This window comes from Oceanobacillus picturae (genome assembly GCF_000612865.1).
GTDB classification, from domain to species: domain Bacteria; phylum Bacillota; class Bacilli; order Bacillales; family Amphibacillaceae; genus Oceanobacillus_B; species Oceanobacillus_B jordanicus.
Genome location: NZ_CCAX010000003.1, coordinates 459764 through 480759, shown reverse-complemented (window position 1 = coordinate 480759; position 20996 = coordinate 459764). Strand labels below are relative to the sequence as shown.

Below are 20996 nucleotides of genomic sequence, written 5' to 3'. Positions count from 1 at the left end.
GTAACTAAGTTACAGTAAATAAGCGTGCTAATTTCTTAGCCTTGCTTTATTTCAAGCTGAACAAATTGTTGCAGCTTTAAAAAATGATGTCGTTGTTACTCTTATTTAGTTTTCAAGGTACAAGATGAGAGAATTGCTCCCTCAAAACTGAACCAAACAACTAGTATGTCCTTACCGGAAGATTCTCCGAAGAGAATCCTCGGCGTTCCGATTCTATCCTTAGAAAGGAGGTGATCCAGCCGCACCTTCCGATACGGCTACCTTGTTACGACTTCACCCCAATCATTGGTCCCACCTTCGGCGGCTGGCTCCAAAAGGTTACCTCACCGACTTCGGGTGTTACCAACTCTCGTGGTGTGACGGGCGGTGTGTACAAGGCCCGGGAACGTATTCACCGCGGCATGCTGATCCGCGATTACTAGCGATTCCGGCTTCATGCAGGCGAGTTGCAGCCTGCAATCCGAACTGAGAATGGTTTTATGGGATTTGCTTGACCTCGCGGTTTTGCTTCCCTTTGTTCCATCCATTGTAGCACGTGTGTAGCCCAGGTCATAAGGGGCATGATGATTTGACGTCATCCCCACCTTCCTCCGGTTTGTCACCGGCAGTCACCTTAGAGTGCCCAACTAAATGCTGGCAACTAAGATCAAGGGTTGCGCTCGTTGCGGGACTTAACCCAACATCTCACGACACGAGCTGACGACAACCATGCACCACCTGTCACTCTGTCCCCGAAGGGAACTTCCTATCTCTAGGAATAGCAGAGGATGTCAAGACCTGGTAAGGTTCTTCGCGTTGCTTCGAATTAAACCACATGCTCCACCGCTTGTGCGGGCCCCCGTCAATTCTTTTGAGTTTCAGCCTTGCGGCCGTACTCCCCAGGCGGAGTGCTTAATGCGTTAACTTCAGCACTAAGGGGCGGAAACCCCCTAACACCTAGCACTCATCGTTTACGGCGTGGACTACCAGGGTATCTAATCCTGTTCGCTCCCCACGCTTTCGCTCCTCAGCGTCAGTTACAGACCAGAGAGTCGCCTTCGCCACTGGTGTTCCTCCACATCTCTACGCATTTCACCGCTACACGTGGAATTCCACTCTCCTCTTCTGTACTCAAGTCCTCCAGTTTCCAATGACCGTTCGCGGTTGAGCCGCGAGATTTCACATCAGACTTAAAGGACCGCCTGCGAGCGCTTTACGCCCAATAATTCCGGACAACGCTTGCCACCTACGTATTACCGCGGCTGCTGGCACGTAGTTAGCCGTGGCTTTCTGGTTAGGTACCGTCAAGGTTGGGTCAGTTACTACCCAACTTGTTCTTCCCTAACAACAGAGTTTTACGATCCGAAAACCTTCATCACTCACGCGGCGTTGCTCCGTCAGACTTTCGTCCATTGCGGAAGATTCCCTACTGCTGCCTCCCGTAGGAGTCTGGGCCGTGTCTCAGTCCCAGTGTGGCCGATCACCCTCTCAGGTCGGCTACGCATCGTCGCCTTGGTGAGCCGTTACCTCACCAACTAGCTAATGCGCCGCGGGCCCATCTGTAAGTGACAGCCGAAGCCGCCTTTCAACTTTCCTTTATGCAAAAGAAAGTATTATCCGGTATTAGCCCCGGTTTCCCGGGGTTATCCCAGTCTTACAGGCAGGTTGCCCACGTGTTACTCACCCGTCCGCCGCTCATTCCACAAGCGTCACCCCCGAAGGGGATCAACTTGCTTCCTGCGCTCGACTTGCATGTATTAGGCACGCCGCCAGCGTTCGTCCTGAGCCAAGATCAAACTCTCCAAAAAAGTTTGTATCATGTCGACACCAATCAACATGATCCGTCTTAGCTTCGCAGAAAACTGGCTTCTGCTTGTATTTCTTCGAAAAACAGAAAGTCTGTTTTCCCTTGACATACTAGTTGTTTTGTTCAGTTTTCAAAGAGCAATTTTGTAAGTCGCTTATCAATTTGGCGACTTTATTAATATATCATACCGAGAAGATTAAGTCAATGTTTTTTTGAAATTAATTTAACTGTTTATCTCTCAAAATGTTTATCTTGTTGCTGTTTGTTAAAGCAACGTTAATTAATTTACCATGATTCACTTTTGAATGCAAGTACATTTTAAAAAGAAATTAAAGGAAAGTATATTCATATTATTTAGCCAACTTTCTAACTTGGTATTAAGTCCTTTTTACAATGGAATTTTACCTCTTCTTCTATAGTATACCCAACTATAGAAGTGTATATAAAAGCCCGCCGGAGTGTAACCTCCAGCGGGCTTTACATATACTTATATTATCTATTACGCATTTGTGGAAACAATAGTACGTCGCGGATAGACGGCGCATTAGTTAAGAGCATAACTAACCTGTCGATTCCAATACCTAGGCCACCTGTTGGTGGCATGCCATATTCAAGAGCCTCCAAGAAATCGTCGTCCATAAGATGGGCTTCGTCGTTACCCTCTGCTCTTTCTTTCACTTGGGCTTCAAAACGATCACGTTGATCAATTGGATCATTCAACTCACTAAATGCATTTGCATGTTCGCGTCCTACAATAAATAGCTCGAAGCGGTCTGTAAACCGCTCATCTTCTGGATTTTTCTTAGCAAGTGGTGAAATTGCAACTGGATGTCCATAAACGAATGTAGGCTGGATGAGTGTTTCTTCTACCTTCTGCTCAAAAAATTCGTTTACGACATGGCCAAATGACATGGTCTCTTTTATCTCAATGCCATTTTCCTTCGCAAGCTCTCTCGCTTCTTCGTCAGACATTTCCTTCCAGAAGTCTACTCCAGTTGCCTCTTTAACAGCATCTACCATGTGCACCCTTCTCCAGGCTGGCTCAAGATCCACTTCTTCTTCCCCATAGGTCACTTTTGTTGTACCAAGAACTTCTTTGGCAATATGTGCAACTAAGTTCTCTGTTAAGGCCATAACATCCTTATAATCAGCATAAGCTTCGTACAGCTCTATCATCGTAAATTCTGGGTTATGTCTTGTTGATACACCTTCATTACGGAAGACGCGTCCAATTTCATAAACTTTTTCTAATCCACCTACAATAAGGCGTTTTAGATGTAGTTCAATCGCGATACGCATATATAAAGGGATATCAAGCGCATTATGATGTGTCTCAAACGGACGAGCAGATGCCCCTCCAGGAATACCATGCATCATAGGTGTCTCCACCTCAAGAAACCCTTGTCCATCTAAATAACGTCTCATTGATTGAATGATTTTACTTCGCAATACAAATGTCTCTCTGCTATCCAGATTCGTTATAAGATCAAGATAACGCTGACGGTAGCGTTGTTCAATATCTTTAAGGCCATGATATTTTTCAGGTAATGGACGAAGTGATTTCGTCAGCAGTTGGAATTCAGTAGCTTTAACAGAAAGCTCCCCAACCTTTGTTTTAAACATAACACCAGTGATACCTACGATGTCTCCTAGATCAGTGGATTGGAATAATTCATATGCCTCTTCTCCAACAGCATCTTTTCGAATGTATAACTGAATTTGACCACTTAAATCTTGGATATGGGCAAAACCTGCTTTTCCCTTTCCTCTTTTGGTCATCATTCTCCCTGCTATAGTCACTTGATCTGTCTTCTCTTCAAGTTCTTCTTTCGTAAATTGGTCGTATGAATCGAGTAATTCCTGCGCTAGATGCGTCCGCTCAAACTTACTGCCGAATGGGTCAAGTCCTTGCTCTCTGTAATTATTCAACTTGTCACGTCTTACCCGCATATGTTCATTTAATTCTTCTGACACCACTATCACTCCTGTCATTAATTTAAATCTATAATCTAATTTATAAAAGCCTGCACGCATTAAGCTAACAGTCTATTTCAATCCATTTTTATGGCTGGACATCTTCTGTCTCTTGATCCAGCACTAATTCTTCTCTTGTAATTTCAAGGAAATCCGTAATTCTTTTAAGTAATTCATCGTCTGCCTTCTTCGTTCCTCTTTCCACAGCCCCTATTACAGCAATAGGAACATCTGCCTTTTCAGCAAACGTTATTTGTGTGTACCCTTTTAACTTGCGAAAGGCCTTTATTCTTCTACCGATTCGCTTTTCATCCATATTCGTACATCCTTTATGTCTGTTTCTGGAAGTTCTCTAACTAATTCCTTCACATTTTTCCCAAGCGCCTGTATCAATATCGTTGGTGCAATTTCATGTAATGGTATAAGAACAAAAGCTCGTTGATGCATTCTTGGGTGAGGAATTATTAATCGTTCCGTTTTACTATTTTCATGATTATAAAGCAAAATGTCAAGGTCTATCGTGCGAGGGCCAAAGCGAACTCCCCTCTTTCTACCAAGTTGTTGCTCAATTTCCTGGCACTTGTCCAACAGCTCTACTGGAGAATCCGAGGTATGGACATGCACCACCATATTTAGGAAGTCTGCCTGATCTGTATAACCAACAGGCGCTGTTTCATAAATAGAAGAAACCTTCTCTATTGTTATCTCAGAATGAGCCTTTAGCAACCGTAGCGCCTCTTTGAGATGGTTTTCTCTCGGTTCAATATTTGTCCCTAATGCAATATATCCTGTGTTCATCCTATCTCTCCCTATATATTTCCACGGCAACAGAATGATAATGCCCTGGTATCGGCGGATCAGGCTTTATCACCTTCACCCTACAGGCCGTAAGCATGGAAAAGGAATGAAGCAACGTTTCAGCAATGCCCTCTGCAACGGATTCAATTAGGTTTTTCGCTTCTCCCTCAACAACTGCTTTGATCTTCTCATAAGCTTGTCCATAATGGATGGAGTCATGCATGTTATCTGATTGCCCAGCTTTCTGCAAACTAACGTATAACTCGACATCTACATTAAACCGCTGCCCGAGCTTGTTTTCCTCAGGGAGTAATCCGTGATACCCATAAAACTGGAGGTTTTGCAGAACTATTTTATCCAATTTCTTCACTCCCTGACTTAAGCATTGCATCCATCATTGTGGCCAATTCTTTGTTCATTCTTACATTGTGGACCCGTACAATCTTTATACCTTTCGTTATGCCAAGGCAGGTCGTTGCACCTGTCCCCACATCACGTTGCTTCGGCTCATTATCTAGTACATTTCCAATAAATCGTTTTCTGGAGGTACCTAGTAACATCGGAAAACCTAATTCACGGAAAGCCTCAAGGTTATTCATCACCATAAGGTTATGGGCTCCTGTTTTCGCAAAGCCAACACCCGGATCCAATATTATATTCTCTTCCTTTACCCCTGCTGAGCGGGCAATATCAATGCTTTCTTTAAGGTCCTGCTTCATATCCTCAATGAGGTCTTCATAATCCATATTATCGCGGTTGTGCATCAAAATAATCGGCACATCAAATTCTGCCGCAACTTGTGCGATGGCCGGTTCTTTTTTAGCTCCCCAAACGTCGTTAATTATATCGGCTCCGGCCTCTATTGCTCTTCTTGCAGTTTCAGCCTTATAGGTATCGATTGAAATTGGTAGCGATACCTTTTCCTTGATCGCTTTGATAGCAGGAATGACCCGATTTAACTCCTCATCGAGTGCTACGGGATCATGGTCCGGCCGAGTGGATTCCCCGCCAATATCAAGGATGTCCGCCCCTTCACCTTCCATAAGGATTGCTTGCTGTACCGCCTTATGAACAGAGTCATAGCTACCCCCATCTGAAAAGGAGTCTGGTGTTACGTTCAGGATCCCCATAATATGTGTTCGTTCGGTTAGATCGTATATAGTATGTTTTGTTTTAATTTTCAACTAAATCGGCCCTTCCTTCGCACCTTTAAGTCACTACTATCGTACCATAAACCAGCATGGCAGGCGACCTGTTTTGCCCGTGAACGAAACGCGAATCAAACGTAAGCTAACCGGTATGAAACTATTCTCCCAGACAAAAGGCCAGCACCTCCGCAGGTGCTGGCCTTACATCAAAGAGTTCTTAATTATTATCCTCTTCAAATTGGTAAAGCGGTGTAGATAAATAACGCTCTCCATTGTCAGGGAATACAGCTAGAACTTTTTTCCCTTTGCCAAGCTGTTTGGCAACCTTTTTGGCTGCTGCTATCGCGGCTCCAGCTGAAATCCCACCAAGTATTCCATTTGTAGTAGCTACTTCACGAGAGGTAGCAAAGGCTTCCTCATTTGAAATACAAAGAACTTCATCATAAATTTTTGTATCGAGTATTTGTGGAACAAAACCTGCTCCGATACCCTGAATCTTATGAGGTCCAGGCTTATCTCCAGATAGTACTGCAGAATCCTCTGGCTCGACTGCATATACTTTAATTCCTTTAAAATGTTCTTTTAATACTTTTCCAGCTCCTGTAATTGTCCCACCTGTTCCAATTCCAGAAACAAACGCATCAAGTTCTTCTCCCATTTGCTCGACAATTTCTTTCCCTGTTGTCCGGGCATGTATCTCAGGGTTCGCTTCATTGTTAAATTGTTGTGGCATAAAATAGCCATTTTCTTTCTGTAATTCTGCTGCTTTACTAATAGCGCCTTTCATTCCTTCGGCTCCTGGCGTCAGGACAAGCTTCGCTCCATATGCACGCAGTAGATTTCTTCGCTCTTTACTCATTGTGTCTGGCATGACTAGAACCGCACGGTACCCTTTAGCAGCTGCTACCATCGCGAGGCCAATTCCTGTGTTTCCACTTGTTGGCTCTATAATCGTATCGCCCGCTTTTAAAGCACCCTCTTTTTCAGCTGCCTCTATCATTGCTAATGCAATTCGGTCCTTGACTGAACTTCCAGGATTCATAAATTCAAGCTTTACATAAATGTCAGCACTGTTTTCTTCCGCAATCCCATTTAGTTTCACAATAGGAGTCTGACCAATCAGTCCAGAAATATTATCAGCTACTCTCATTAAAACCCCTCCTAATTCCTAGTCATTTTGTATGATTTAATTCTAATGTACGGTTTATCACGGTAAATGTCAACCTATAGTAGTTTATTCATCATACACCCATTCAACGTCCAGTTCCTCCCATAAAGGGTTCGCATTTAGGGTTTGGTCGAGTTCATGCATAGCTAGCTCACTTCTAATATATGGTTTCATTTCTTCATAAGTAAAATCGATTGCTGATAACCTTTTGTGCAGGTAAACAATGGCATAACCGCTTCCCACTTCGAAAGGTTTGCTATAAGAATGTTCTTCCATATCCGCAACTACATCTTCATAGCCTGTAGGGAAGAATTGACTAGTAGTAAAAATGTATCCCATATAGCCGCCGTCATCCCTTGTTTCTTCATCAGTAGAGTACTCTTTTGCAAGCATGTTAAAAGATGCTCCATTATCCAACTCTTCTACAACTTTATTAGCCGTTTCTTCATCTTCAACTACGATATGGGAAAGCTGCATAGATGGTGTAACATTATACTGGTTTCCGTAGGTTTGATAATGGCTCTCCATATCTCCCTCAGGGATTTCGGTTCCTTCCGTTAACAGCATTTCTAATTGGTAACGGTAACGGATATCCTTACGCCACCCTTCTTCTGCCTTATCAAGTTCTTCCTTGGTCATGACACCTTGCATAGCGGTCAGCATTGCTACTTCTCGGTCTATTACTTTCTCGTCTATCTCAATTCCCTTTTCTTCCGCCAATTGACTTACCACCTGGTGGTCAATTAACGTTTTCAATTGTTTTTCTCCATGGTTGGAACGCAAACTGCTCATCCAATTTTCGTAAGTGATTTCCACATCACCAACGGTTGCAACTGGTTTTTTCGCATCAATAGCAGGAACACCTTCATCCTCTTCGCTTACAGATGTTTGCTCCCCGTTATTCCAAAAAGTTAAGGAGGCGATATTGGTGATGAGTAAGATTACGATGATGCTAAGCAATAATTTTTTGGACATTCCTCAATTCCCCCTGTGTACCTTGCTCGCTTTACTGCTTTAATGTCTTTAACTCTTCCTCAGTAAAAACGTATTTCTCATTGCAGAAGTGGCAACTTGCTTCAGCACCATGGTCCTCCTGAATCATGTTTTCTATCTCTTCATTTCCCAATCCAATGATAGCCTGTTCAAGTCTTTCTCTCGAACATCTACAGCGGAATTCGATTGGTAGCTTTTCATGAATTTTAAGCTCTTCTTGACCAAGTAACCGTTCCAGGATTTCTTCTGGACTATTCCCCTCTCTAATTAACGAGGAAATAGGTGGGATAGATTCAATTTGCTTTTCCAAGCGTGTAATAATGTCATCATCCGCACCTGGCATAATTTGGACAATAAAACCACCAGCAGCCAAAATAGTGTGATCAGGGTTCACGAGAACGCCCGCCCCTACTGCAGAAGGGACCTGCTCCGAGTTAGCAAAATAGTACGTGAAGTCTTCACTAATTTCCCCGGAAATAACCGGTACCTCTCCTGTAAAGAAATCTTTAAGCCCTAAGTCTTTAATAACACTTAGGTTTCCTTCTGTTCCTACCGCTCTTGCTACATCGAGTTTTCCTTTATCATTTAAATCAAAATCCACATGCGGGTTCGATACATAACCACGGACGTGGCCAAACGCGTTAGCATCTGCAATAATAGCGCCGATTGGTCCTCCACCTTCTACTTTTACAGTAAGTGAATCTTCACCTTTTAACATAGCCCCCATCATAGCTGTAATGGTCAACGTTCTCCCCATAGCAGCAGATGCAGTTGCCCAGGTATCATGTCTTCCACGAGCTTCTTCCACTGTTTCTGTAGATGTTGCAGCATATGCCCTTACTTTCCCCTGGTAAGCCGTTGCTTTTATTAAATAATCCTTCATGTTGTTTTCCTCCTTTTGTACGTTAAGCTCTGTAATTCTTTTGATAGATCAGGTAAAGTCCTTTTAATGTTAAATGAGGGTCTACATGATCTATCGTTTCTGATTCATGGGAAATTAATGATGCCAACCCCCCAGTAGCAATAACTGTTGCTTTTACACTGTGTTGTTTCTCAATACGTTTTACTATTCCATCGACTTGTCCTACATATCCATAAAACACACCAGACTGCATTGCCTCCACTGTTGAAGTTCCTACTACACGCTCTGGTGGTACAATTTCTATTTTGGGCAACTTAGATGCTTTGCTATAGAGTGCTTCCATCGAAACATTTATGCCCGGGGAAATAACACCGCCCACATATTCCTCGTTTTCATTCACATAGCAATACGTTGTAGCTGTACCAAAATCAATAATGATTAATGGTCCCTTGTATTCTGTGATGGCGCCCACCGCATTTACAATACGATCCGCTCCAATCTCGTGTGGATTCGGGTACTGCATTTTAAGGTGGGATTGAACATCTGCCTTCCCGATAACTAGTGGTTCTATATTAAAATAAAGCTTGCACATTTTCTCCAATGCAAACATTATCGGCGGAACAACAGATGAAATGATAACCCCATGTATATCTGAAAAGGCTATCCCTTTATGATCAAGTAAAGACTTAATTAGCATCCCAAATTCATCTTCTGTTTTATAACGGTCTGTCTTAATCCGCCATTCGTGTTTAAGCTGGTCCTGTTCAAACACTCCCAGAACCGTATTCGTGTTTCCTACATCCAGTACAAATAGCATAGCGTATCCAGACCCTTCTATATTAAGTGAAACTTTTTTTGGTTGGGTTACTGCCAGTTTAGGCGGGATAAACCTCTAAAATCCCAATTTCACCTTATAATATAACATAATTCAACATGAAATGTGCAATGTCTAGATTCGCTAACTCGAATGGAGAAGGCTTTCTTATAGGCTCACTAAACTAATTTCCCTCCTTTCCTAAAACCATAAAGGGACCAGTAAAAGAAAGGTAACCTAGATAAGCAAAAAGGCAGCCATCCAAATTGGAAGACTGCCTTTCATTTATCAGTTAATCTTATTTATTCTCTTTATCGTCATCATCACCGGAAGCAGGTTTGTTATCCCGCATGATCGGATCATTAATATAACGATCTTTTTCTTCTTTACGTTCTACCTCTTCTTTTGCTTCCGTGTAAGATTCCGGCTCTTCGTCTTTAGATTGAATGTTTACTTTCACATCTTGAGAATCCGTACCGTAATCTTCTGGCTCAGGAAGCGTGCCATCTTCAAAGAGTGCTTTGATTTGTTTCGCATCAAGTGTTTCTACATCAAGAAGCGTTTTGGCAACTAATTCAAGCTTATCGCGGTTTTCCGTAAGAATGGTTTTCGCGCGCTCATAACAGTAATTGATGAAATTCTGCATTTCTTGGTCAATATCACGTGCAATGGCATCACTATAATTCTGCTCATTGCCGATATCTCTACCAAGGAATACGTCGCCACCGCCGCCACTCGTAAATTGGAGCGGACCTATTTTATCACTCATACCGTACTCGGTAATCATCTTACGAGCAATTCCTGTTGCACGTTGGAAGTCATTATGTGCTCCAGTACTTACTTCTCCAAAGATTAATTCTTCGGCGACACGTCCACCAAGTAGTCCGGTAATTTTATCAAACAACTCTGGTTTCGTCATGAAGTAACGGTCTTCTCTCGGTAGCATGACAGCATACCCGCCAGCCTGACCACGAGGAACAATGGTTACCTTATGCACCATATCTGCATCATCCAGAACCATGCCGATAATGGTGTGACCACTTTCATGGTATGCAACAATATTACGTTCTTTCTGTGAGATAACTCTACTCTTCTTCGCAGGTCCTGCGATTACTCTGTCAATCGCTTCATCGACATCAAGCATATTAATCTCGGTTCGATCTGAACGAGCCGCCACAAGTGCTGCTTCGTTAAGAAGGTTTTCCAGATCCGCACCAGAGAATCCTGGTGTACGCATCGCAATAATTTTTAGATCCACTGTGCTATCTAATGGTTTATTTCTTGCGTGAACTTGCAATACTTCCTGACGACCTTTTACATCAGGGCGATCTACCGTAATTTGACGGTCAAAACGTCCTGGGCGTAATAGGGCTGGGTCAAGGATATCTGCACGGTTTGTTGCAGCAATGATAATGATACCTTCATTTACACCAAACCCGTCCATTTCGACAAGTAATTGGTTCAATGTTTGCTCACGTTCATCATGACCGCCGCCGAGTCCAGCACCACGCTGTCTACCAACAGCATCAATTTCATCAATGAAAATGATACATGGTGCATTCTTCTTCGCATTTTCAAATAAATCACGTACACGGGATGCACCGACACCAACAAACATCTCAACAAAGTCAGAACCACTGATAGAGAAGAACGGTGTTCCAGCTTCTCCGGCAACTGCACGTGCTAACAATGTTTTACCTGTTCCTGGAGGTCCTACAAGCAGTACCCCTTTAGGAATTCTCGCACCAACAGCGGAGAACTTACGTGGATCCTTCAAGAAGTCCACTACTTCAACGAGCTCTTGTTTCTCTTCATCAGCGCCTGCCACGTCTTTAAAACGTACCTTTTTCTTTTCTTCACTGTACATTTTAGCTTTGCTTTTACCAAAGTTCATGACACGGCCACCGCCGCCTCCACCTTGGGCCTGGCTAAGTATAAATAAGAAGAACAGTCCGATTATTAGAAACGGGATCATCGTAGTTAGAAAAGTTACCCAAGCACTTGGTTGTTCCTCTTCATCTACTAGAAGTTCACTTTGTTCATTTGCTTGATCGGTGATCGAAGCAATTATATCTGTATTATCTGGAACTTGTGCTACGAACTGTTTGTCATCATCCGTAAGCGTTCCGGAAAAACGCATAATACCATTTGATGGCTGCATCGTCATTTCTTCGATTTCACCATTGTTTAAAGCATCCATAAATTGTTTTACGTTAAATTCTTCTGCTTCTTCATTCTGTCCGTTAAATACTCCTATAACGCCGACAACGACAAAAAATATGAGTACCCAGAAGAATACATTGCGAAATATCCGATTCATTGCCTACCTCCTCCCAAGCGGGAAAAACTATATAACATCGTACCATAAGAAAAAGTTGGAATACAACTAATTTCCCTTATTCAACCAGTTTAATCCATGAATTGCTCTTACCGCTTTTAGATCCCTATTTAAAGGAGAAAAACTACTCTTCTCCGCCATAAATTTTCGGTTTAAGTACACCGATATATGGAAGGTTGCGGTACTTTTCTTGATAGTCTAAGCCATAACCAACAACAAACTCATTTGGTACTTCAAACCCAACTATATCTGCTTTAACTGCTGCCGTTCTGCCAGATGGTTTATCAAGCAGTGTTACAATTTTAATGGACTTGGCTTTACGGTATTTGAACAGATCCACTAAATAACTTAAGGTTAAACCACTATCGATAATATCTTCAATTATCAGCAGGTCCCGGCCTTCTACCTTTGTATCAAGGTCTTTAACTATTTTGACTTCACCAGAGGATCTCATTTCACCCCCGTAGCTGGAAACATCCATGAAGTCCATTTCTAAATGAACCTCCGTGTATCGAAGGATGTCAGACATAAATGGCATTGCCCCTTTTAGGACACCAATTGCCAATGGGAATTTCCCATCATATTCCTTAGTCAGTTGTTCCCCAAGTTCTTTACACTTATTAGTGATCTCTTCCTGGGAGATTAAAATTTCCTTAATATCGTCGTGCATGTTTGCTCCTCCTACATGTTGCCATTTTCATAGTGTAATTGAATATACGAAGCAGTGTTCGACTTTCTTTTGGGGTGTCCCTTTTTCAGGCCGATAAGCCAGAGAATTTCCCCATTATTATCTGTTACAATTGGCCAGGTATCCCTCTCATTTCTTGGGATTTTTGCATCGATAAAGATGTCTTTTACTTTTTTACTTCCATTCAAACCTTTCCAACGCATTTTATCACCAAATTGCCGTGTTCTAATATGTAATGGTAAAGCTACCTGATCCATACTACAAAAATATGTAAGCTCGTCCTCCTCTGTACACTTGTTAACGGACGCAGCCGTAACGGTCGATCCGTCTGGTAAGGAAACCTTCCCTGGTACCTCCATTATGTTATGAAATGTGTCGCCTTGCTCCTGTTGCGTTTCAAAATAAAACCGTACGTTTGCATAGGACTTTTCCAACTTTAAATGGTGGGGAAAATCAATTTGGACATTGCTTTTTTCACTTTGTAATAATGAGAAAAAATGCGCTTCGTGTACATAAGATAGGTTCTTTGGCAAATCTTCATACAGATAATTTAATATTAGATGAAAGGCACGTCTTTGTAAAGCGCGGGGGTACTGCTTGAAGCTATTAATTTCAAACATGGCTTCACAATTGGAGAGATTAGTCTCAACCACCTCTTTAACCATATTTTTAGCTTCCACTTGGAGGAAGTTTTCATCCTCTTGAAGGGTTTCACTTAAGTGCTGCATTGTTGTATGTATATTACTGTTTTTTTCTTTTATTAATGGTAGAACTTGTTTTCTAAAATAATTCCGTGTGTAATTTATCTCATTGTTAGAAGGATCTATTCTCGGAACGATTTGTTCTGCAACACAATAGGCTTCAATTTCTTTCTTAGTGACACAGAGAAATGGCCTAATGATTCTACCTGTCGCAAAAGTTCTTTTAACAGGAATCCCTGATAATGTGTTTGAGCTTGCTGAACGGACAAATTCCATTAACATTGTCTCGACTTGGTCATCTCCGTGATGCCCCAATGCTAGATAGGATGCATTAAACCGCTGCATTTGTTCAGCAAAAAACTGATAACGAAGCTCCCTTGCAGCAATTTGGGTTCCAAGGTGGTATGTTTCTTTATACGCAGGAACGTCCAAAGAAGTTCCAACAAATTGAATATCCCACTGTTTGCACATTTCCTTTACATAGTGAAGGTCCTCCAAGGACTCCTCTCCCCGTAATTGATGGTCCACAGAAATTGCAATGAGTTTAAGCTGCCACTCCTTTCGCAAACTTTTAAAAAAGTGTAAAAGTGCCATGGAGTCAGGACCCCCGGACACCCCTACCAGAACGGTAGCATTCATTGTAAGTAACTGTTTTCCCTTTATAAAAGAAAGGATTGTGTTTTTCATTATGTGCATCTCCAACTAACCCATTTTTGTTCATCCTATCACACAATTAGTCGGGAATAAAGCAAGCCCCTCTGTTGAATAGACTATAAAAGCAGGGATAACAAATAGTAGCCAACAGCTAAAAAGGTTAAGCCGCCTATTTCGATTGCAACCGGTTTACCCGAGTTCATCTTTTTCCTACTCTGGGAACGAGTTTGGGTTTGTTTATGTTGCTGCACCCTTTGTAATAGCTGTATTAGTTCTCTTTTCATATCAGCACTTGAAGTGTATTTGCCCATTAACGCTTTTTTCAATACATGACGATATGGTGTTAGTGCTTTTACCTCATTCAGTTTTCGCATTAAGGTTGCTTCTGGGTTGGCCCCTTTTTCAAACCGCTTTGGGTAATATACATGTAAGAACACCATGACAAAGGCAAATAAATCATAGCTGGGTTCCGCTCTTCTTGTACCCATTCCCCAATAGCCCCGATCATAAAACTCTGTGTACTCCTTAATTGCTCGACCAATTTGTGTGGTTCCTCCCACATCCACCCACCTGAGCCTTGGCGGTGTCTGAATAACCATCAGATTCTCCGTCTTTAAATCACCGAAAACCCATCCAGACTGATGGAGTTTGTTTAGATCCTCCAAAAGCTGGAGCATGAAAACGCCAAGCCATTCTTTCCCTTGCTGTTGAATAAAGGTACCCAGAGGTTCTCCCTTTAAGTATTCCATGACATAAAAGGAATACTTTGCCCCAAGTGGGGATACCCAATCATCGACATCCAATAAATAAGGCCCAAGACGAGTACCCTGGACCTTTTCAAGTGATTTTAGTACATTGACTTCTACCGTCATTGATGTGCTGTTATCACTAATTTTTAGTGCGGCAGGGCGACCATTGACATCACATAAGTATACGGAGCCGATTGCACCTGCTCCAAGCTTTTTCTTAATTAGATATTTCTTTTTGTGCCATTTACCTTCAATGAACATCCCTGGTTTAACTTCCGAATCATGCTTCTTCCAATCCTGCTTCATCATCCCTGAAGCTCCTTAGTAAGGTTTTCTTTCCAAACTGATACATCGCTTCCCTAATCGCTGGGCCTGTTGGTGTAATACCACCACTCGTTAGTTTTGGAAAGATAGTGGAAATGGAATCAAGTCTCGGAGACCAGTCAAATACTTTTTCCATATCCTTGCGTTTACCAGGGAAACTAAAAATGCTGAACCGATTCCGTCCGATTCTTGCATTTAAGCTGAGAGAAAGATCGATTAAAGCTTCCTTCACTGTCTCGAGTTTATCATGCATACTGGCGCTTGTATCAACGAGTACAAGTACTTCCAGGTCACATGTCTCCCCCATATCCTCCACAACTTCCATAATCTCTCCTCGTTTTTCCGGATCAAGGTCTTCCATGGATTGCTCTGAGCCGAGAATTTGCTTTAGTTCCTTGTTTACAAAGCCTTGCAATGTTTGAGTCATAGCCTGTTTTGTAACCATCTGTACAGTTTGGGATAGGGATTGCTTATAGACTAGCTGACTTACCCCGCCACCAGATTGCGCGATCTCCTCGACTTCTTGTAACCCTTCTGTCTCCTCTGTGTGTGTATCTTCCATAATCCCAATTACATTTACGGTGATACCTTGCTGGTTTGCAAGCGCGGCAGTAGCAGCTGGGTCTTCTCCCTTATTAGAACATCCGTCTGTTATGAGTAATATTTGCTTTATCGTACCTTTTTTCAAAACCATCTACCTCCCGTTTATTCCAGTAACATCATCGCCAGAAAAAGGAAGGTTTATACATTTTTATAAGCCGTATTCCTACTCTATTGCGCTTTGTCACGATAAACAGGGACTGCTGCCCACTCTGGTTTGTTCTCGGTAATCTTAGCCACAAGCACGGTCATATCATCTTCAATTTCGCCAGCGCGTGTCCGAACAACCTCCTCTAGTAATAAATCAGCAATTTCTTGCGGATCCTCTGTCTTCATTTCACGGATTTTTCGTTTCAACCACATATCTGTGTTTTCCACATGCTTTGGACCATCAAATATTCCGTCACTCATCATAATAAGGACATCCCCCGCCATAAGCTGATCATTCACAATGTCTACATCGAACTCCTGAATAATTCCCATTGGTAGATTGCTTGCCTCAACGCGAATAAGCTTGTCTCCTCGTTTAATGAAACTCGGTGAGGAACCAATTTTTAAAAAGCGAACAAACGCATTGTGCAAATCGATCACTGCTAGGTCTAATGTGGCGAACATCTCATCCGTCGTTCTTAAGGAAAGAATAGAATTAATCGACTTAATGGCTACTTTCTCTGGAATACCAGTCTGCAAAATTTGTTGCAAGAGTCTTAATGTTTCCATGCTTTCCTCTCTGGCACGTTTTCCGTTCCCCATTCCATCGCTAATCGCCATGGCGTATTTCCCTGCACCAAGCTCTATTGTTGTAAAGCTATCACCTGATACAAGTCCTCCACCCTTCGCTGCATTGGAGGCACCTGTTTCCACTACAAAAGCTTTTGCTGATCCAAAGGAAATGTAACTATACCCATTTGGGAATGGAGAAATCTCCTCTTCCTTCACGATAATCATTTCGTTTAATATATCTGAGAGAACAGGCGCAATCAGCTTAGATCCCTCTCCGTTATAACTATAAAAACTAACTGTCATATCGATATCTACACTGCCTTTTTCAAGACGGTAGATGTCGAGCTTTTCAAGATCGATTCCCATATGCTTCAGTGCATTAATAATTTGTAGCTCCTGCTGCTCATGTTGCTGCCTTTCTTTTAAAATCTCTTTGGCAAAGTCATCCATTACCTCCGAAACACCTTGTAATTGATCAGCCACCAACCGCTTGCTTTCCATTACTTGTTGTTTCAACCTTCTATTTGCTTCCAAGAAGGACGTTTCTTCCTTCATCGCTTCTACTACCTTCTTAGATTTCACACAATAATTTTCAAATTCCCTGGCTACTTTTCGGTTTGGCTCATTTCCTTCGGCCATATCCTCTTTCATTTCTTCCATATAAGCATAGGTCTTATCAAATTGCTTTTGCCAGCAGCGTTCCTTCATAAAACAGGTCTGACATGTTTTCTCTGTCACTTGGCTTAGAAAATAATCTGTCTCACGCTTTGAATCCTCTTCATCCAAATCGGGTGGATCCATGGTGTTAAAGCTTTTCGATAGGGCTTCAAACACATCGGAAAACTGCTCGACACGCTTTGCCGTTACATTGCGGACTTTTTGTAAATACTGTTCTTGCTCTTTCGTGTATTCTTCTGTTCCAGGGATATAACGGGCAATTCGTTTAAAAATACTTGCCGGCGTTAGTAGGAATAAGACGATCGCCATAGATGACTCTATGATGGATGGTAAGACATTAGCTGCATCACCATAAATGCCAATTAGAAAAGTACCGACAAGCAGACCAGCAGCCACCCCTGGCTTCTTCCCTTCCTTAAGTAAGCCACCAAGTAAACCCGAAAATGCTAGCAAACTCATCTGATAAAGATTGGCTACATTCGCAAGGGATAGAATTAGCCCCGCTACTACCCCAACGGTAGAACCAATCGCCGCCCCTCCAACAAACGACAATAGCAATACAAAGTATCTAGACAAAACTTGTTCAGCCGAGGCACCATATAACTCCCATCCAATTGTACCTGTGAGAATAGATGCGATAAGGATGATTACACAGACAATTTCTTCATTTTTCAAACTCGGTTTATAACGTTTTGGGGATAAAAGTGGGATACTCTGCATAAAGATTAATACAAGGACCGTTCCCAGAATCCCCTCGACAAAGAGTAGCAACCATTCATAAGAGCTTAGCTGCCCATTAAGAGAATATAGAAATAGACGGGTTGCGACTGTGGAAGAAAAGACAAATAGAGGAATAAGGATCTGTTGCCTTTTGACTTTCTTAAAAAACCCGGCCATTAAAATAAATAACAATATAGCAATAGAAAGAAAAATACTTTGCGGGATTGAATAAGTTAACGCACCCGCTAAAACAGCGAGAAGCGATCTGGCTGTTTTTTCTCGATGAACGAACCACATCGTTGCGAGAAATGCTACTGCAAAAGGCGATACTGCAGAAAGGATAACAGCTCGTCCCAACAGAAATCCAACAATGTAGTAGAGTAGCCCTTTATCCAAAAACAGCGTTGAAACTTTAGCATGGACCTTCCTTCGAAGCACTTTTACCTTATTACCATTCTCTACTCCATATACACCAGGCTCTACCCCAGAAATTGAACTCATATAAAACCACTCCCGTCATTAGTGAGGTTAATTAAACCACATTATGACTTCTTTTTTTGTCAAAACAACAGAGCAGGTCCCATAAATCGTTCGACGTCTTTTTAGTACTTCAGCAGAGTTCTACAAGGTAAGAAGTTTTTTGTCTGCAGGCAGTAATTCCATTACATAGCGCAATGTAGTCCATAAACCACCTAATTATGATTTCGCTTTTAGGAAATTCCATTGCCGAATCACCTGAGGTTATGGCGAAACGAGGTATTTATAACTTCACTTGTTACGTAAGATGCGTAATTCCCTTTCACAGAAAATAATTACTTTTATATTTCTAGTAAAAACCCCTTGCCAAAGTGTTCACTATTTCATATAATACTTCTTATGCCGAAATGTTCGTGCATGAACTAATTTACAACCAGGAGTTGAATTGCATGGATAACGAAGAAAAGATCAAGCACATTACGTATTCCTTTCGCAAGATGCACAATATCTTCCATAAACAGATGTGGCATCATGCCAATGAGCTTGGTGTTACAGTAGTGCAGTTACAAATCCTTAAAATATTGGATGATGAACCAAACCTTAGTTTGGCTCAATTATGCGAACGAATGAATAGTGGAAAGAGCGCTGTTTCCACTACCGTTGATCGATTAGTAAAGGCAAATTACATCCAGCGAGAACATTCTAAAGCTGACAGAAGAGCCATTGTTCTGAGTTTAACCCCGCTCGGAAAAGAAAAAAAAGAGGAAACGCATGCACTATATTTTAAACGGCTGGACCCCTTAGGAGAAATTAGTGAACAAGACTTAGAAGAACTGTTGCGTTTGCATCAGTTAGTTCAAGAAAAAATGAAATTAATCGGAGATGATATAAAATGAAAGATCGTTCAGCATATGTAGAGGCTTCAGAGGTACCTAAAATTCCCATAATATTCGTTATGGTCATGGGTGCATTTGTTGCTATATTAAACCAAACACTTTTGAATATAGCATTACCAGTCATGATTGTAGATATGGATATGTCGGCAAACGCTGCACAATCCCTAACGACAATTTTCATGCTGGTTAACGGGATTCTTATTCCCATAACTGCTTTTCTTATGGAGAAGTTTTCAACAAGGCATTTGTTCCTTACAGCAATGTCCTTATTTGCTCTTGGTACACTAATTTGTGGTTTATCATTTTCATTCCCAACGCTTCTGGCCGGACGTGTCGTACAAGCATCTGGTGCTGGAATTATGATGCCACTACTAATGAACGTCATCCTAAGCCTATTTAGTATCGAAAAACGTGGTGCAGCCATGGGATATATTGGTCTAGCAATGATGTTTGCTCCTGCTATTGGTCCAACACTATCAGGGATCATTGTGCAGAATTATTCTTGGCGTGTCCTATTCTTTATTGTGTTCCCAATTGTCGTAATCGATATTATCCTTGCCTATTTCTTACTACGAAACGTAACCAAACTATCTAATCCAAAAGTGGATGTTAAGTCCATCATCCTTTCCACGTTCGCCTTTGGCGGTCTGCTTTATGGGTTTAGTAGTGCGGGTGAAAAGGGATGGGGAAGTCTTACTGTTATCTTGACACTCGCCATTGGTGCGGCAATTATGTTTTTCTTTGTTCGAAGACAGCTTCGCATGAAAACACCAATGCTTGAATTTCGCGTTTTTAAATACAATATGTTCTCTCTAACTACGGTTATCAGCGTAGTAGTAACCATGGCTATGTTTGCAGCTATGATCCTTATTCCAATCTATTTACAAAACATCCGTGGTTTCAGCCCATTAGAGTCTGGTCTATTACTATTGCCTGGCGCTCTAATTTCAGCAATCATGTCACCTATTACTGGTAAACTGTTTGATAAAATTGGCGCCCGTCCATTAGCACTAGTTGGATTATTCCTTACAGCTGTGACAACCTATTTCTTTGCAAACTTGACTGACAGCACAGGATATTACTCCATGATGGCATTATATACTGCACGAATGATTGGTATTTCCATGATTATGATGCCCATTATGACCGCTGGATTAAATCAGCTTCCTAGACGACTTTATTCTCACGGTACCGCAATGGCCAATACCCTACGCCAAATGTCTGGTTCAATTGGTACAGCATTTTTAGTTACAGTAATGAGTGCCCAAACAGCCAAGCATATACCAGAATTTATGCCGGCTACTGGGATGCCTACAGAAAAACAGATGGGGGTTATCGAAAACCTTGCTACAATCGAAGGAATTAACGATGCCTTTACCGTCGCAACTGTCTTTGCATTAATTGGGTTCGTTCTCTCCTTCTTTATCAAAAAGACAAAACCAGTCGAAGAAGACGAAGCCTACAATAAGCAAATGGCAACTAAAGCTACAGCTAAAGTGCAAGCCCGTACGAATCTACAAACAGACAAGTAAGTAAGAAGAAAAGCGTAGAGCGCCATAACAAGGGAACGCCAACTAAATCCGGCCCGTCCTGGGCCACCGTTGGCATAACCCGGTTCCTCCGGGCCCACGTAGTGACTGCGCCTGGCCATGCCAGGTGGCTCCATGTTGCCACGCAAAGTGGCGGTTTTAATGGGGCATCCCCATTGTAAATAAAGGAATCATGCCCCCGCAAAGGGGTATGTCGGCATTAGCCGGCAAGACCATTTATAGTCGAGCTACCTTGATGGGGCGAATCGATGATAAGCTTTTCGCTGGGATTCCCTTGCGTTTTGCACATCATAACCGCATTGATGAGCATTATGCCGGGGATTTCCTTGCGTTTTGCACGTCATGACCCCGCAAT

The 20996-nt window shown here is 42.1% G+C and carries 17 protein-coding genes and 1 rRNA gene; 2 read left to right on the top strand and 16 right to left on the bottom strand.

From position 1 onward, the window contains the following. Positions 1-223 precede the first annotated feature (223 nt). The 16 genes from BN988_RS16845 to spoIIE all read right to left on the bottom strand — a co-directional run bounded on the left by BN988_RS16845 (position 224) and on the right by spoIIE (position 18219). A 16S ribosomal RNA gene (locus tag BN988_RS16845) occupies positions 224-1787 on the bottom strand. Between the two features lie 491 nt (positions 1788-2278). Further along, positions 2279-3778, bottom strand: a complete 1500-nt coding sequence (lysS, locus tag BN988_RS16840) for a lysine--tRNA ligase (protein ID WP_147629736.1) — start codon at positions 3776-3778, stop codon at positions 2279-2281. A 70-nt stretch (positions 3779-3848) separates the two neighbouring features. After that, entirely contained in the window at positions 3849-4076 is a 228-nt protein-coding gene (locus tag BN988_RS16835; RefSeq protein WP_036578250.1) for a helix-turn-helix domain-containing protein, read from the bottom strand. Then, a complete protein-coding gene (folK, locus tag BN988_RS16830) occupies positions 4046-4558 on the bottom strand; it encodes a 2-amino-4-hydroxy-6-hydroxymethyldihydropteridine diphosphokinase (protein ID WP_036578247.1) in 513 nt (170 codons plus the stop codon). The genes BN988_RS16835 and folK overlap by 31 nt, the downstream gene beginning before the upstream one ends. Before the next feature lies 1 nt (position 4559). Then, on the bottom strand, positions 4560-4919 hold the full coding sequence (gene folB, locus BN988_RS16825; protein WP_036578244.1) for a dihydroneopterin aldolase: 360 nt from the start codon (positions 4917-4919) through the stop codon (positions 4560-4562). Continuing rightward, positions 4912-5688 (bottom strand): dihydropteroate synthase, encoded by a 777-nt coding sequence (folP, locus tag BN988_RS16820; RefSeq protein ID WP_081779489.1) that lies wholly within the window; start codon positions 5686-5688, stop codon positions 4912-4914. Before folP ends, folB begins: the two co-directional genes overlap by 8 nt. A 235-nt stretch (positions 5689-5923) precedes the next feature. Beyond that, the gene (cysK, locus tag BN988_RS16815; RefSeq protein WP_036578241.1) at positions 5924-6856 is read right to left on the bottom strand and encodes a cysteine synthase A; all 933 of its coding nucleotides are present in this window, start codon (positions 6854-6856) and stop codon (positions 5924-5926) included. Between the two features lie 84 nt (positions 6857-6940). Next, positions 6941-7849 carry a peptidylprolyl isomerase gene (locus BN988_RS16810; RefSeq protein WP_036578240.1) on the bottom strand — a complete coding sequence of 303 codons (909 nt, stop codon included), beginning with the start codon at positions 7847-7849 and terminating at the stop codon, positions 6941-6943. A 31-nt stretch (positions 7850-7880) separates the two neighbouring features. Then, entirely contained in the window at positions 7881-8750 is an 870-nt protein-coding gene (gene hslO / locus BN988_RS16805) for an Hsp33 family molecular chaperone HslO (RefSeq protein ID WP_036578238.1), read from the bottom strand. A 22-nt stretch (positions 8751-8772) separates the two neighbouring features. Beyond that, entirely contained in the window at positions 8773-9546 is a 774-nt protein-coding gene (locus BN988_RS16800; RefSeq protein WP_036578236.1) for a type III pantothenate kinase, read from the bottom strand. 295 nt (positions 9547-9841) lie between these two features. Further along, positions 9842-11863 (bottom strand): ATP-dependent zinc metalloprotease FtsH, encoded by a 2022-nt coding sequence (gene ftsH / locus BN988_RS16795; RefSeq protein ID WP_036578235.1) that lies wholly within the window; start codon positions 11861-11863, stop codon positions 9842-9844. Positions 11864-12005: 142 nt separating this feature from the next. After that, entirely contained in the window at positions 12006-12551 is a 546-nt protein-coding gene (hpt, locus tag BN988_RS16790; RefSeq protein WP_036578234.1) for a hypoxanthine phosphoribosyltransferase, read from the bottom strand. Positions 12552-12562: 11 nt separating this feature from the next. After that, a complete protein-coding gene (gene tilS, locus BN988_RS16785) occupies positions 12563-13957 on the bottom strand; it encodes a tRNA lysidine(34) synthetase TilS (RefSeq protein WP_036578232.1) in 1395 nt (464 codons plus the stop codon). Between the two features lie 83 nt (positions 13958-14040). After that, positions 14041-14979: a protein kinase domain-containing protein gene (locus BN988_RS16780; RefSeq protein ID WP_036578334.1), complete on the bottom strand. Its 939-nt coding sequence runs from the start codon at positions 14977-14979 to the stop codon at positions 14041-14043. Further along, positions 14954-15685: a VWA domain-containing protein gene (locus tag BN988_RS16775; RefSeq protein WP_036578230.1), complete on the bottom strand. Its 732-nt coding sequence runs from the start codon at positions 15683-15685 to the stop codon at positions 14954-14956. Before BN988_RS16775 ends, BN988_RS16780 begins: the two co-directional genes overlap by 26 nt. An 83-nt stretch (positions 15686-15768) precedes the next feature. Continuing rightward, on the bottom strand, positions 15769-18219 hold the full coding sequence (spoIIE, locus tag BN988_RS16770; protein WP_036578229.1) for a stage II sporulation protein E: 2451 nt from the start codon (positions 18217-18219) through the stop codon (positions 15769-15771). A gap of 425 nt (positions 18220-18644) precedes the next feature. Here spoIIE and BN988_RS16765 point away from each other — a divergent pair, with 425 nt between their 5' ends. Together BN988_RS16765 and BN988_RS16760 are read left to right on the top strand one after the other, a co-directional pair. Further along, positions 18645-19091 (top strand): MarR family winged helix-turn-helix transcriptional regulator, encoded by a 447-nt coding sequence (locus BN988_RS16765; protein ID WP_036578228.1) that lies wholly within the window; start codon positions 18645-18647, stop codon positions 19089-19091. Further along, positions 19088-20623 carry a DHA2 family efflux MFS transporter permease subunit gene (locus tag BN988_RS16760; RefSeq protein ID WP_051558062.1) on the top strand — a complete coding sequence of 512 codons (1536 nt, stop codon included), beginning with the start codon at positions 19088-19090 and terminating at the stop codon, positions 20621-20623. The genes BN988_RS16765 and BN988_RS16760 overlap by 4 nt, the downstream gene beginning before the upstream one ends. Positions 20624-20996: the final 373 nt, after the last annotated feature.